Here is a 13,572-nt window from a genome sequence, read left to right as displayed (position 1 = left end):
TCCGAGGTTCCGCGCGAGCCGACAGTCCTGGTGCACATGCGTGCGCGCGCGCTCGCGCCGGCGTACGGGCGCGCGGGCGAACCTGTTCTCGGTGCGCCTTCTCCCGCTCAGTGCGTCTTCTTCACGAACTCCGTGGTGAACGTCTTGGAGAGGTCGACGTCGGCGTTCTTCAGGTTGGGGTTGAAGGCCTTCAGGACCCGCTCGACGGTGGCAGGGCCGTCAGGGGGCATCACCCCGTCCGTGGTGAACATGGGCAGCGTGTTCTTGATGGACTGCGCGTAGAGGGCAGCGCCGCCGCCCTGCGCGTAGTCGGCCGGCATCTTCGCGGCGATCTCGTCCGCGCTGTGCGCCGACATCCACTTCAGGGTCTTCACGAAGGCGTTGGCCAGCTTCTGCACGGTCGCCTTGTGGCCGTTGACCCAGTCGGTCTGCATGTACAGGCTGGAGGACGGATAGAGCCCGCCGAGCGCCTTCCTGGAGCCTTCGGGCGTCCGCATGTCGATGAGGATCCTGCCCAGCTTCTTGTCCAAAATGGTGGCCACGGTCGGGTCGGTCGTCATGCCGCCCTGGATGGAACCCTGCTGGAGAGCGGAGATGAACGTCTGCCCGGCGCCGACCGCGACGGGGGTGAACTCGCTGGTCTGTACGCCGTTCTTCACGGCGAGGTACTTCGTCAGGAAGTCGGTCGAGGAGCCGAGCCCCGTCACACCCAGTTTCCTGCCCTTGAAGTCCTTTGCCGAGCCGATGTCGCCCGCCGCCTTGTCCGAGACGATCTCGACCTCTCCCGGGGCCTGGGAGAGCTGGACCACCGACTGGACGTGCTTGCCCTTCACCTGGAGGTCCAGCGTGTGGTCGTAGAAGCCGACCGTGCCCTGCACATCGCCGGAGACCAGCGCGGTCTCCGCCTGGACACCTGCGGGCTCGGTCAGCAGCTGGACGGCCACGCCCTCGTCCTTGAAGTAGCCGAGCCGCTCGGTGAGCATCGCCGGCAGGTAGATGACCTTGTCCAGGCCGCCCACCATGATCTTGACCTTGTCGTTCTTGTCGCCGGACGCGGAGGTGGAGTCGCCTCCACAGGCGGTCAGGCTCGCCGCGGCGAGCACTCCGGCGACGGCGAGTGCCGGGATCCGGGGGGTCATACGCATCTGGTTCACGTCCTTGTGAGAAGCGGCGAAGAGGGGCGGGGCGTTCAGCGGGCGGTGTCGGCGTCGGCCGGCTTCCAGCGGAAGAGCTTCTTCTCCAGGAAGGTGAGCAGCCCCTCGGCGAGCAGGGCGACGATCGCGAGGATGACCATGGCGGCGTACACGCCCGCGGAGTTGAAGGTGCCCTGCGATGCGGCGACCAGCAGACCGAGTCCCTTGGTCGCGCCGATGTACTCACCGACGATGGCGCCGATCAGCGCGAAGCCGAAGCTGACATGGAGGCTGGTGAAGATCCACGAGGTGGCCGAGGGGATGACCACCTGAAGGGTCACCTGCCGGTTGCTGGCGCCCAGGATCCGGGAGTTGGCGACGAGGTTGCGGTCGACCTCCCTGGCTCCCTGGAAGGCGTTGAAGAAGACGGGGAAGAACACCAGGACGACCGCGGAGGCGACCTTCGACGCCGGGCCGAGGCCGAACCAGATCAGGAAGATCGGCGCGAGCACGATACGCGGCAGCGCGTTGAGCACCTTGATGTAGGGGCCGAGCACATCGGCGGCGAAGCGGACCCGGCCCAGCGCGATGCCGAGCAGCACCCCGGCGATCACACCGATGATCCAGCCGAGCAGCGCCTCGTAGAGCGTGTACCAGATCTGCTCCCACAGGGAGCCCTGCGCGGTGCCGTCGGTCACCCAGACGTGTATCTGGTCCCAGATCTTCGACGGCATGGAGAAGTTGAACGGATCGATGACGGCGGTCCTGGCCAGCCACTCCCACAGACCGACGACCGCGACGAGCACGGCGATGCGGCAGGCCAGCACCAGCAGCCTGCGGTTGCGGGCGGCCCGCGCCCTGGCCTCGGTGCGTCCGGACTTGGTCACGGCGACATCCGTGGTGACGGCTTCAGGCAACATCGGCGGCACCCCTCTCGCGGGTGATGCGGACCTCTTCGCCGAGCGAGGACCAGATCTCGCGGTAGATCTCCAGGAACCGGGGCTCCAGCCGGACCTGTTCGACCTTGCGCGGACGGGGCAGGCCGATCTCGAAGACCTCCTTGACCGTGGCCGGTCCCGCGGTCATCACGACCACCTTGTCGGCGAGGGCGATGGACTCCTCCAGGTCGTGGGTGACGAAGACGACGGAGGCTCCGGTGCCGCCCCACAGCTCCAGCAGCTCGTCGGACATCAGGGCCCGGGTCTGCACGTCGAGTGCCGAGAACGGCTCGTCCATCAGCAGGATCTCCGGGTCGTTGACGAACGTCGCCGCGAGGGCGACCCGCTTGCGCTGACCGCCGGAGAGCTGGTGCGGATAGCGGTCCTGGAAGGTGGACAGGCCGACCCGGTCGAGCCAGGCCCGCGCACGCTCCTTCGCCTCCGCCTTCGGCACACCCCGGAAGCGGGGGCCCGCCATCACATTGGACAGGACGGTCCGCCAGGGGAACACCGCGTCCTGCTGGAAGACGAAGCCGACCTTGTCGCCGATGCCTCGCACCGGCTCGCCGGAGACCAGCACCTCGCCCTCGGTGGGCTCCTCAAGGCCGCTGATCAGGGTCAGGGTCGTCGACTTGCCGCATCCGGTCGGGCCGACGACGGCGACGAACTCGCCCCTGCCGATCGTCAGATCCAGATCCCGTACGGCGGTGTGGAGCGCCCCCGACGGAGTCCGGAACGCTTTGCTCGCCCCCCGCAGCTCGATGGCGGGACTCGTTTCGCTGTTCATGGGGCGGGACGCTAGGGGCCCTTCGGCCGCGGCGGGAGCCTTGCGCCCACAACTGCGGGTTCTGCCCGTTACCCGTGGTTCTGCTCATTGTGCTCACGCACGTGCAACGAAGCGGGGACAAGGGCTAGGCAGCGAGGTCAGCGGCGTTTACGTTGCGTTTACACCGAACGAATCGGGGAGCCGGATTCGAGGGCCGCGGAAGAGCAGAGGACACAGGCATGCGGATTCACTGGCCCCGCCGTGTCTTCGCCCAGGTCCTGCTCACCCAGGTGGTCATCACGACGGGAGTGGTCATGCTCGTCACCGGGCTCTTCCTGGCCCCGCTCAGCCATGAGCTCGATGACCAGGCAATGCGCCGGGCCCTTTCCATCGCGCAGACCACCGCCGCCGAACCGGGCCTGGTCGGAAAGCTGCTCACCACCGAGCCCAGCCCGTCCGGGCCCGTGCAGGCCGAGGCCGAGCAGATCCGGCGGGCCACCGGGGCGCTGTACATCGTGGTGATGGACACCCGGGGCGTGCGCTGGTCGCACACCGAGACCGACCGGATCAGCGAGCGCGTCTCGACCGATCCGAGCACCGCGCTGGCCGGCCGCGAGATCATGCAGATCGACATCGGCACCCTGGGCCGCTCGGCCCGGGCCAAGGTCCCGCTGCGGGACGCGTCCGGCACCGTGGTCGGGGCCGTTTCGGTGGGGATCGCCTACAAGAGTGTCCGGCAGGGGCTGCTGGGCACCATTCCGGTGCTTCTGCAGTACGCGGGCGCCGCCCTGGCCGCAGGCGTGCTGGCGGCGCTCGCCGTCTCGCGGCGTCTCCAGCGCAACACCCACGGGCTGGCCTTCGCGGACATCTCGGCACTCCTGGACGAGCGCGAGGCGATGCTGCACAGCATCAGAGAGGCGGTGCTCGCGCTCGATTCGCGCGGGCGGATCCGGCTGCTCAACGACGAGGCCCAGCGGCTGCTGGAGCTGACCCCGGACGCCGTCGGCCGGCCGCTCGGCGAGGTGCTGCCGCCGGGCCGTACGGCGGAGGTGCTGGCGGGCCGGGTCGACGGCGCGAATCTGCTCACCGTCTCCCGGGGACGCGTGCTGATCGCGAACCGGATGCCGACCGGGGACGGCGGAGCTGTCGTGACGCTGCGCGACCGCACCGAGCTCGAACTGCTCGGCCGTGAGCTGGACTCCACGCACGGACTGCTCGACGCGCTGCGCGCCCAGGACCACGAGCACGCCAACCGGCTGCACACCCTGCTGGGTCTGCTGGAGCTGGGCAGGCACGAGGCGGCGGTGGAGTTCGTCACCGAAGTGACCGACGGGCACCGGGCGTCGGCGGAGCAGGTCGCCGAGCGGGTGAACGACCCGCTGCTGTCGGCCCTGCTGGTGGGCAAGTCGGCCGTCGCCGCCGAACGCGGGGTGTCCTTGCTGGTCTCCCCCGCGACCCGGCTGCCCGACGTCGTGGTGGACCCGCGCGATCTGGTGACCGTGCTGGGCAACCTCATCGACAACGCGCTGGACATCGCGACGCTGGTCGAGGTGGAGCTGCTCGCCGAGAGCACCACCGCGGTGCTGCGGGTCAGCGACAACGGCCCCGGGGTGCCCGTCGCCATGCGGGAGCAGATCTTCACGGAGGGCTGGTCCACCAAGGAGTCCCCCGCTCACCGGGAGCGCGGACTCGGACTGGCGCTGGTGCGCCGTCTGGCCGAGCGCTACGGCGGTGCGGCCCGGGTCACGGCCAGGGCCGGCGGCGGCGCGGTCTTCACCGTCGTCCTGCCGGAGGCGCTCGCCGCCCGGCAGCGAGTCGAAGTGGGAGAGTCGCAGTGATAGACGTTCTGGTGGTCGACGACGACTTCCGGGTGGCGGAGATCAACGCGGCCTATGTGGCCAAGGTGCCCGGGTTCCGTGTCGTCTCCCGCGCCCACACCGCCGCGCAGGCCCTGTCGGTGCTGAGCCGCGAACATGTCGATCTGATCCTGCTCGACCACTATCTGCCGGACCGCACGGGGCTCACCCTGGTACGTCAGCTGCACCAGCTCGGCCATCCGGCCGACGTGATCATGGTGACGGCCGCCCGAGACGTGGTGACCGTGCGGACCGCGATGCGGTACGGCGCACTGCAGTATCTGGTCAAGCCGTTCAGCTTCGGCGGCCTGCGCTCCAAACTGGAGAGCTACGCGACGCTGCGCCGCACCCTGGAAGGTGTGGAGAGCCGCCGAGGCGAAGCCGGTCAGGAGCAGGTCGACCAGATCTTCGGGGCGCTGCGCACCTCGGAGGCCGTCTCCGCGGCCGGGCTCCCCAAGGGGCACTCGGCGCCCACTGCCGACGTCATCCGTCAGGTCCTGTCCACGGCCGGTGAGCCGCTGTCCGCGCACGAGGTCGCCGCCCGGGCCGGGCTGAGCCGGTCGACAGCACACCGGTACCTCAAGTACCTGGAGGGGGCGGGCCGGATCAGCCTCAGCCTGAAGTACGGCGACACCGGCCGTCCGGAACACCGCTACGCCTGGGCGGCGGCGGGCTGAGTTGCGCAGCTCCCCCGCAACCCTTCTGCAACGTCCGGCCGGGTTGGATGGGAGCCACATACGCACCGCGTTGCCCGCGGCGCCGGAAGAGGGGCCTACCCGTGAACCGATCCGAGGTACCGCTGCCATGAGCTCCGCGGACGTATCGCCGGTGGAGCTCACACCCGCCGCAGCCGATCTGGTGCGGCGGCTGCGCGAGCTCCACGGGCCGTTGATGTTCCATCAGTCGGGCGGCTGCTGCGACGGCAGCGCGCCCATGTGCTATCAGGACGGGGAGTTCCGCACCGGCGGCTCCGATGTGCTCCTCGCCTCCCTGGAGGTCGACGGGGTGGCGGAGCCGGTCCCGTTCTGGATGTCGAGGAGCCAGTCCGATGTGTGGGCGCACACCCGGCTGATCGTGGATGTGGTGGAGGGCCGGGGCAGCGGCTTCTCACTGGAGGCCCCGGAGGGGGTGCGGTTCCTGATCCGCTCACGGCTCGTGGGGAGCTGACCGGGAACCGCCCCGCTCCTCGGGTCAGCCGGTGTCGCGTACCGCCACGATGCCGTTGAACACACCCACGTACGCGGTGCCGTCGGGTCCGATGGTGACCGGCGCCCAGTTGTTGTCGTACGAGGGGCCGGTACCGGTGAGCTTGGTCCAACGGCGTTCCCCGGTGCGGAAGTCGACGGCCGTGAGGTACCAGGCGTCGATGCCGAGGCTGCTCGGCTGCTTCTCGTAGAAGTAGAGCAGGCCGTTGGCGGTGGACAGTTTGGGCACGGTGGAGGGTGAGCGGACGGCGCTCTGCCACACCGTGTCGCAGCCGCTGCCGTCGGGCCGTACGTCGATACGGGCCGCTCCGCCGACGACGCTTCGGCCGAGCAGCAGCGAAGTGAGGTTCTCGTAGCCGTAGTTGTTCTCGACGACGAGGCTGTTGCCCCAGCTGATCATGGAGTTGTCGGTGGTGGAGGCGCCGGAGCCGAAGACCGGGACCTTGCAGACGAGGCGTTGGGCGTCGGGGACGCCGGGGCCGCGCCGGTAGACGAGGACGTTCATCCGGTCGTCCGCGTTGTCGGTGATGGCCACATAGTCGTCGCCGTCGCCGAACAGGTCCGGGGTGGTTCCCGAACCCTGGTTCACCGAGCCGGGTTTGGTGCCGGTCCCCCGGTCGTACGTCTGCCGCCACTGGACCGCGGGGGTCCCGTCGGCCGACGCGGCGAAGCTGTAGAGGGCGTGGTCGGTGACGATCGAGACACCGTCCTCGGCGACCGAGAACGAGTTCTGGATCTCCTCCCCGGCCAGCTGCACCGACCGGACGGCGTCGGTCCCCGGGTCGACCGTGCCGACCCTGCCCAGCCGGGTCACCCACCAGATGCGGCCCTGCCAGTCAGGCATGACGGAGGTGACGGGGTCGCAGGTCCCGCTGGGGTAGAGGTTGGTCCAGCTGACGCAGTCGTGCGGCACCTGTCCGGTGAGGTCCCAGTCGTCGACGGCCAAGAAACGCCAGCTTCCGTCGGCTGCCTGCTCGTGCGCGATCCGCTGGATGTGCTGGCGCGAGTCGGCGAGCACCACCCGGTCCTGGTTGTCGAGGTAGAAGTAGGCGCCGCCCGAGGTGTCCTTGAAGATCTTCGAGAAGTCGAGCCGGGTGATGGCCTCGACGGTCGAGGAGCGCTGTGGCAGGGCGTACTCGGCGAGGGTGTCGAGCGTGCGCGGATCGAGCAGCTTGAGCAGGAAACCGGTGAAGGTGCCGCACACCGTGATCAGCCGGCCCGCCGAGTCGAAGGTGGTCGTGGCGCATTCGCCGCCGATCGGCGCGATCTGCTCGCTGCTGACCTCGGGATCGCGGCCGAGCGGCCCCGGGTACGGGTGGGTGCCGCTGCCTGCGGCGTCGGCGTGCATGCCGCTGCGGCCGTTCGGGGCGAGGAACGGGTGCTGCGGCGGGGCCTGTCCGGGGACGGGCGTGGCTGTCGCAGGGGCGCCCGCGTAGTCGCTCACCAGGCGGTGTCCGGGAGCGCGGGGGATCTCACCCGCCGAGGCGGGTGAGGTCGAGACCATGAGTACGGTGGCGCAGAGGGCGAGGGTCAGGGCCAGTGCACGGGCGGGCCCACTTCTGGACAGCGGGGACAGCGGGGACATCGGGCTCCTCGGTCGGGGGCGGCGTCGCGCCGCCGCCCGACGTTAGGGCGAGGTCCTTGAGGTGTCCATGGAAACGCGGTGCGTTTCATGGACGCTTCACGGCCGTGCAATGTTGCCGCTCACGCTTGATCCCGGCCCGGTCGGCCGGGCCTTTGGCGTTCGCCGGTACGGCGGTCGAGCATTTCGCGTCGGATCTCGGCGGCCGTCGTCCTCGCCCGGTCCGAAGTCGCCCTGCGGTCCGCCTGGGCAGGCACGAACCGGTGCAGCGCATGCGCGCACCGCGGGCACGCGCTGTCGGTGTGGATCAGCCGGCCGTCCTCGCACTGCGGGTCGGCGCAGGGCGCCCCGCACAGCAGGCGTTCGGCGATCTCCATGGGCCGCCAGCGGAGCCGGCCTTCGTCGTTCTTCTCCTGGAGCGCATGGGCCCAGCGGGCGTTCCACCGGCGCTCGACCCGGTCCAGGAGCTGGTCCGCGCTGCGCCGGCCGAGCTCCCGGTGGATCAGATCGACGAGTTCGGACGGATAGCGGGCGCCGAACTCCCTCATCAGCGGCTGCGGAAGCGCGTGCAGCAGATAGCCGACCGGGTCCGGCCCCGGCCGTTGCCACTTACGGCACTGGCAGTCGCCGTCCGCCGACAGCGGGGTCCGGCACCGGCCGCACAGACCCCGGCAGTCACCGCACAGTCCGTGGTCGAGACCGTCCAGGTGCCGGGCGGGCGCCCGGCCGCACTCCCGGCAGCAGGAGGCACACAGCCCGCAGAGCCGCTCGAAGCCGACGGCCGTCGTCCAGGGCCGCTGCTGGCACCGGCAGCAACGGCTGCTGTTGCAGTGCTCGTGGTGCACGGAGCCCGGTTCACGTCCGAGTGGGGTGAATGACATGGCTGCGTTCTCCCGGTCCCGGGCTCGGTGCGTCGTCCGGCGGCCGTTGCCGCGCCGGACGGGGCCGCGGTCCCTGTCGTTCCGCGCCCCGGACAGACCGTTTCACACCCGAATGACCAAGGTCCCCGAATGGGAGCGTAATACAACTGAATGACCGAAATAACCATGCACTGGATCAACCCGGACCGTCTCTGCACGGTTTACGCACCCGCCGCGGCCGGTCGGCTCTTCAGCGCCGCCGGGGTCAGGGCCTGATACTGCTCACGACGTCGGCGGTGGCGGTGAGGCCCTCCTGAATGGTGGGTGCCATGCTCGTCCCGGCGAGAAAGAAGCCCAGCAGGGCGCAGACCAGTGCGTGCGAGACCTTCAGCCCACCGTTGCGCAGGAAGATCACCGCCAGGATCAGCAGAAGCAGCACCAGTGAGATCGAAATGGCCATGGCCAACCTCCTCCGCCGCGCCGGAATTGCGGCATTCGGCCGCCAGTGTGGCGTAGCGGAGGAGCCATCCGGCGCACTGGCGTGTCCGCCAAACGGGTACGGATGGACCGTTGCCGACGAGCCGGTTCGCACCCGGTCAGCCAGTCGTACCGGGGATCATCCCCGGCCGCTCCGGCCGTGCTCGCGGAGGAAGCGGGCGAGTCCCGCCAGATCGTCCGTGTTGAGGTGGTCCACGCCGGCGGCCAGCAGTTCGGACCAGACCGCGTCACGTGCGGGGCCTGGCACGTCGGGGGTGTCCCAGAAGCGCACACGCCGGCCCTGGCGGTGGGCGGCGGCCGTCAGGGAGCGCAGTGTGTCCCGCTCGGCCGGTGGGCACGGACCGTCGCCCCGCCAGCCGAAGGCCCCGGTCCAGCTGCTGCTGACGAGGGGGATGAAGGAGGCGGTCGCCGCGGTGCCCAGGTCGTCGAGCCGGCCGTCGTAGAAGGCGTACCGGGTGCGCTGTGCCTCCATCGGTACGCGGGCCGCCCGGTCGCCGGAGATGACGGGTGTGACGGCACCGGGGCGCACCCGGCCGTGCTGGAAGGAGGTGAACATCTGCCGGTGGCGGCGGAGTTGACGGTCGAGCTCCTGGTAGGCCGCCGCTCCGTCCGTCTTGATGTCGATCAGCAGCTGTACGGGGGTGCGGTCGCCGGGAAACACGGTTCCGCGGTGGGCCCGGACCCTGGCGAGGAGCGGTTCGAGGTAGAGAGCGGACAGGGTGCGGGCCGGGTCCAGGTCGGTTGCCTCATGGGCGACGAGCAGTTCCCCGTCCACGAGGAAGATGTCCGCCTCGACACTGGTGAAGCCCTGCGCGAGGGCGTCGTGGAGCGGGCGCGGATGGAGGTAGTCGTTGTGCGCGTGGGCGCGCCGCAGCGCCCGCGGGCCCGGGCCGGGCCCGGCCGCCGCCCGGGCTTCGGACGCGGCGGCCGGCCGGAGTGGCAGAAGGGCTCCTGCGGCCGTGGCGGCCAGGGCGGTGGTGACGACGCGACGGCGAGTGGGGAACGCCATGGATTCTCCCGGTTGCGAGGGCGTGCCGGACGGGCGGACGCGACCGAGTATGGAGCTGCCTGCCGCCAACCGGCTTGACCTCTGGGAGAGTTGTCCTGTTCGCCACCGGCTCTTCGGCTGCCGTTCCGCCCGGCGTCCGCCCTCCGTCGCGGCACCGCCGCGCCGCGCGCAGGCCGGAGCGGGAGCACGTCGCCCCGTGCTCCCGCTCCGGTACCTCGCAGCCTGCGGACGGTGTTACGGCGCGGGAAGCTCCGTCAGTTCCGCGACGGTCTCGCGGTGGCGGCCCGCCGAGCCGTATGCGATCGAGTCGGCCTTGGCCCGCTTCAGATACAGGTGTGCCGGGTGCTCCCAGGTCATCCCGATGCCGCCGTGGAGCTGGACGCACTCCTCTGCCGCGTGGACGGCGACCCCGGAGCAGTACGCCTGCGCGACGGCCACCGCCAGCGGCGCGTCGGGGCTGTCGGTGGCCAGCGCGTCCGCGGCGTTGCGGGCGGCCGCCCGCGCCGAGACGACCTCCAGCCAGAGCTGCGCCATGCGGTGCTTGAGCGACTGGAAGGAGCCGACCGGGCGGTTGAACTGGTGGCGCTCCCGGGTGTGGCGGACCGTCTCGGTCAGGCACCACTCGGCGAGTCCGAGCTGCTCGGAGGCGAGGAGGCCTGCTCCGGCCAACAGCCCCCTGCGGACCGCTTCCAGTGCGGCGCCGGAGTCCGCGAGGCGAGTCCCGGTGGCGCCGGTGAGGGTGACGGTGGCGAGCGGGCGGGTCAAGTCGAGCGCGACGAGCGGCTCCACGGTGACCCCGGAGGCGGCCGTCTCCACGGCGTACAGACCGTCGGCGGTGGGCACCAGCAGCACATCGGCGACGGCCGCGTCGGCGATCGGGCCGAGCGTGCCGTCGAGGCCGGCGGCCACGGTGGCTTCGTCCGGCGCGGCGGCGGAGAACGGCACCGCGAGTACGGCGACCTTGCGGCCCGACGCCAGGTCGGCGAGGAGTCCGGCCACCGGCCCGTCCTGCGTGCCGAGCGCAAGCAGTGTCTCGGTGGCGACGACGGAGCTGGTCAGATAGGGCGCGGGGGCAACGCTGCGGCCGAGTTCCTCGATGACCACCGCGGCCTCGCGGTGGCCGGCGCCCTGGCCGCCGAGTTTCTCCGGCACCAGGAGTCCGGCGGCACCGATGTCGGCGGCGAGCGCCTTCCAGAGCCGCGGGTCGTACGGCGTGCCGGACTCGGTTCGGGCGATCACGCCCGGCGCGTCGCACCGGTCGTCGAGGAGCGAGCGGACGGCTGCCCGCAGATCCTCCTCGGCCTCCGAGTACAGCAGGTCGGGCGCATGGCTCTCTTCGGTCCGTTCGGTCATCGGGACAGGTCCTTCCAGGCGACGTCCTTGTCGTTGCGCGGCTCGGCGGGCAGGCCCAGCACGCGTTCGGCGACGATGTTGAGCAGTACCTCGCTGGTGCCGCCCTCGATGGAGTTGCCCTTGGAGCGGAGGTAGCGGTAGCCGGCGTCGCGTCCGGTGAAGTCGACGAGCTCCGGCCGGTGCATCGTCCAGTCGCCGTACAACAACCCCTCGTCGCCGAGCAGTTCGACTTCGAGTCCGCTGATCTCCTGGTTGAGCCGGGCGAAGGCGAGCTTCATGCCGGAGCCCTCGGGGCCCGGCTGTCCGGCGACGAGCTGCTGGCGCAGCCGGGTGCCGGTGAGCCGGGCGACCTCGGCCTCCACCCAGAGGGTCAGCAGGCGCTGGTGCAGATCGTGGGTGCGCAGTTCGGGGCGTTCGCGCCAGGTGGCGGCGACCGGGCCGATCATGCCGCCCTCGCGCGGGATTCGGGATCCGCCGATGGAGACGCGCTCGTTCATGAGCGTCGTCTGCGCGACCTTCCAGCCCTCGCCCACCGGGCCGAGCCGGTGGCTGTCGGGGATGCGCACCCCGGTGAGGAAGACCTCGTTGAACTCGGCCTCGCCGGTGATCTGGCGCAGCGGCCGCACCTCGACGCCGGGGTCGGTCATGTCGCAGATGAAGTAGCTGATGCCGCGGTGCTTGGGCGCGTCCGGGTCGGTGCGGGCGATGAGGATCGCCCATCGCGCCACATGGGCGCTGGACGTCCAGACCTTCTGTCCGTCGACCACCCAGTCCTCCCCGTCGCGCACCGCACGGGTGCCGAGGGCGGCCAGGTCGGAACCGGCTCCCGGCTCACTGAAGAGCTGGCACCACACCTCATCGCCGACCCACAGAGGGCGCAGGAAGCGCTTCTTCTGCTCGTCGGTGCCGTACCCGAGGACGGTCGGGGCGGCCATGCCGAGGCCGATGCCGATGCGGCGCGGATCGTTGTCCGGTGCGTCGGCCGCGGTGAGTTCGGCGTCGACGACGGGCTGCAGGGAGCGCGGGGCGTCGAGTCCGCCGAGTCCGGCCGGGTAGTGCACCCAGGCGAGTCCGGCGTCGAAGCGCGCCTTGAGGAAGTCGGTGCGGTCGGTGGTGGCCGGCGGGTGGGCGGCGAGCAGCTCCCGCGTGCGGCGGCGCAGTTCGGCGGCGTCGGGGGCGGTCATCGGGCGGCTCCCGAGGGGAGGACGACGATGCGGCCGGTGCTGGTGCCGTCGGCGACGCTCTGAACGGCGGAAGCCGCCCCGTCCATCGCCACACGTTCGCTGATCAGGGGCTTGATGACGCCCTCGGCCGCGAGCCGGGTCAGCTCCCGGTGACAGTCACGGATCGCCTGTGGGTCCTTGGTGTTGTACAGACCCCAGTGGAGCCCGAGGACCGAGTAGTTCTTCACCAGGGCGTGGTTGAGCCCCGGGGTGGGGATGACACCGCTGGCGAAGCCGACGACGACCACCCGGCCCTCGAAGGCGATGCACTTCACGGACTTGGCGTAGGCGTCGCCGCCGACGGGGTCGTAGACGACGTCGGCGCCGCGCCCGCCGGTGGCTTCCTTGACGGCCGCGACGATGTCCTCGGTTCGCCGGTCGATGACCAGGTCGCAGCCGAGCGCGGTGGCGGTCTTGGCCTTCTCGGCGCCGCCGACCACACCGATGACGGTGGCGCCCGCGGCCTTGCCGAGCTGGACGGCCGCGCTGCCGACGCCGCCTGCCGCGGCGTGGACGAGGAGGGTCTCGCCCGCCTGGAGCCGCGCCCGGCGGTGCAGTCCGAACCAGCCGGTCTGGTAGCCGACGTGCAGGGCGGCGGCCTCCGCGTCGTCGAGGGCCTCGGGGGCGGGCAGCAGGGCCGCCTCGTCCGCGACGACATACTGCGCGAGGCCGCCGTGCGGCAGAGCGGGGGTGGCGAGCACCCGGCGGCCGTCCTCGGTCCTGCCGCAGATCTCCACACCGGGCGTGAACGGCAGCGGTGGCCGCACCTGGTACTGGCCGCGGCAGAGCAGCGCATCGGGGAAGTTGATGTTCGCCGCGAGCACCTCGATCAGCACCTGCCCGTCGCCGGGCGTGGGCCGGTCCGTCTCTTCGAGCCGCATCACCTCGCTCGGCTCGCCGTTCCGATGCACTCGCCATGCCTGCATGAGGGGCCTCCACAACACTGTCGGCATTACCACTGCTCCGGCGCATACTAAGCGGTCGCTTGCCCCTGTGGGAACAGCCTGCGGGTGACCGTTTCCACCGGACCGTGACACGGCGGTGGGGGGGGGGGGGGGCCCCCCCCCCGGCCGGGGGGGCGGGGGCCGCGCCGGGGGGCGGGCGGCGCCGGCGGGCGACCACCACCAACAGCCCCCCCCCCCAGACGCC

13 protein-coding genes are annotated in these 13,572 nt (G+C 71.1%); 3 read left to right on the top strand and 10 right to left on the bottom strand.

Translation table 11 applies throughout. The annotated features are described in order from the left end of the window. Positions 1-107: 107 nt before the first annotated feature. From ACFVW8_RS22405 to ACFVW8_RS22395, 3 genes are read right to left on the bottom strand one after another with little or no spacing between them, the layout of a single operon-like run. Complete coding sequence (locus ACFVW8_RS22405; RefSeq protein ID WP_389692656.1) at positions 108-1,145, bottom strand: ABC transporter substrate-binding protein; 1,038 nt, start codon at positions 1,143-1,145, stop codon at positions 108-110. Between the two features lie 44 nt (positions 1,146-1,189). Beyond that, positions 1,190-2,053, bottom strand: a complete 864-nt coding sequence (locus tag ACFVW8_RS22400; RefSeq protein WP_389692654.1) for an ABC transporter permease — start codon at positions 2,051-2,053, stop codon at positions 1,190-1,192. Continuing rightward, the gene (locus ACFVW8_RS22395; RefSeq protein WP_389692652.1) at positions 2,043-2,858 is read right to left on the bottom strand and encodes an ABC transporter ATP-binding protein; all 816 of its coding nucleotides are present in this window, start codon (positions 2,856-2,858) and stop codon (positions 2,043-2,045) included. The genes ACFVW8_RS22400 and ACFVW8_RS22395 overlap by 11 nt, the downstream gene beginning before the upstream one ends. A gap of 218 nt (positions 2,859-3,076) precedes the next feature. On the opposite strand from ACFVW8_RS22395, the gene ACFVW8_RS22390 reads away from it, so the two are divergent. From ACFVW8_RS22390 to ACFVW8_RS22380, 3 genes are all read left to right on the top strand, one after another. Continuing rightward, the gene (locus ACFVW8_RS22390; RefSeq protein WP_389692650.1) at positions 3,077-4,675 is read left to right on the top strand and encodes an ATP-binding protein; all 1,599 of its coding nucleotides are present in this window, start codon (positions 3,077-3,079) and stop codon (positions 4,673-4,675) included. Further along, complete coding sequence (locus ACFVW8_RS22385) at positions 4,672-5,370, top strand: response regulator (protein WP_389692648.1); 699 nt, start codon at positions 4,672-4,674, stop codon at positions 5,368-5,370. The genes ACFVW8_RS22390 and ACFVW8_RS22385 overlap by 4 nt, the downstream gene beginning before the upstream one ends. A 127-nt stretch (positions 5,371-5,497) precedes the next feature. Further along, a complete protein-coding gene (locus tag ACFVW8_RS22380) occupies positions 5,498-5,860 on the top strand; it encodes a DUF779 domain-containing protein (protein ID WP_389692646.1) in 363 nt (120 codons plus the stop codon). 24 nt (positions 5,861-5,884) lie between these two features. On the opposite strand, the gene ACFVW8_RS22375 is transcribed toward ACFVW8_RS22380, so the two are convergent. The 7 genes from ACFVW8_RS22375 to ACFVW8_RS22345 all read right to left on the bottom strand — a co-directional run bounded on the left by ACFVW8_RS22375 (position 5,885) and on the right by ACFVW8_RS22345 (position 13,349). Continuing rightward, positions 5,885-7,483 carry a hypothetical protein gene (locus ACFVW8_RS22375; protein WP_389692644.1) on the bottom strand — a complete coding sequence of 533 codons (1,599 nt, stop codon included), beginning with the start codon at positions 7,481-7,483 and terminating at the stop codon, positions 5,885-5,887. 119 nt (positions 7,484-7,602) lie between these two features. Further along, the gene (locus tag ACFVW8_RS22370) at positions 7,603-8,361 is read right to left on the bottom strand and encodes a hypothetical protein (protein ID WP_389692642.1); all 759 of its coding nucleotides are present in this window, start codon (positions 8,359-8,361) and stop codon (positions 7,603-7,605) included. 244 nt (positions 8,362-8,605) lie between these two features. After that, a complete protein-coding gene (locus ACFVW8_RS22365; protein ID WP_350998335.1) occupies positions 8,606-8,800 on the bottom strand; it encodes a hypothetical protein in 195 nt (64 codons plus the stop codon). Positions 8,801-8,956: 156 nt separating this feature from the next. Next, positions 8,957-9,847 (bottom strand): phosphatidylinositol-specific phospholipase C/glycerophosphodiester phosphodiesterase family protein, encoded by an 891-nt coding sequence (locus ACFVW8_RS22360; RefSeq protein ID WP_389692640.1) that lies wholly within the window; start codon positions 9,845-9,847, stop codon positions 8,957-8,959. A gap of 234 nt (positions 9,848-10,081) precedes the next feature. Further along, positions 10,082-11,200: an acyl-CoA dehydrogenase family protein gene (locus ACFVW8_RS22355; protein ID WP_389692638.1), complete on the bottom strand. Its 1,119-nt coding sequence runs from the start codon at positions 11,198-11,200 to the stop codon at positions 10,082-10,084. After that, positions 11,197-12,384, bottom strand: a complete 1,188-nt coding sequence (locus ACFVW8_RS22350) for an acyl-CoA dehydrogenase family protein (RefSeq protein ID WP_389692636.1) — start codon at positions 12,382-12,384, stop codon at positions 11,197-11,199. Before ACFVW8_RS22350 ends, ACFVW8_RS22355 begins: the two co-directional genes overlap by 4 nt. After that, positions 12,381-13,349, bottom strand: coding sequence for an NADPH:quinone oxidoreductase family protein (locus ACFVW8_RS22345; RefSeq protein WP_389692634.1), 969 nt, complete (start codon positions 13,347-13,349; stop codon positions 12,381-12,383). The genes ACFVW8_RS22350 and ACFVW8_RS22345 overlap by 4 nt, the downstream gene beginning before the upstream one ends. Positions 13,350-13,572: the final 223 nt, after the last annotated feature.

Origin of the sequence: Streptomyces sp. NPDC058221 (assembly GCF_042882365.1) — a bacterium.
Classification (GTDB): domain Bacteria; phylum Actinomycetota; class Actinomycetes; order Streptomycetales; family Streptomycetaceae; genus Streptomyces.
The sequence above is the reverse complement of the archived record's forward strand: the minus strand, read 5'-3'. Positions and strand labels throughout refer to the sequence as shown.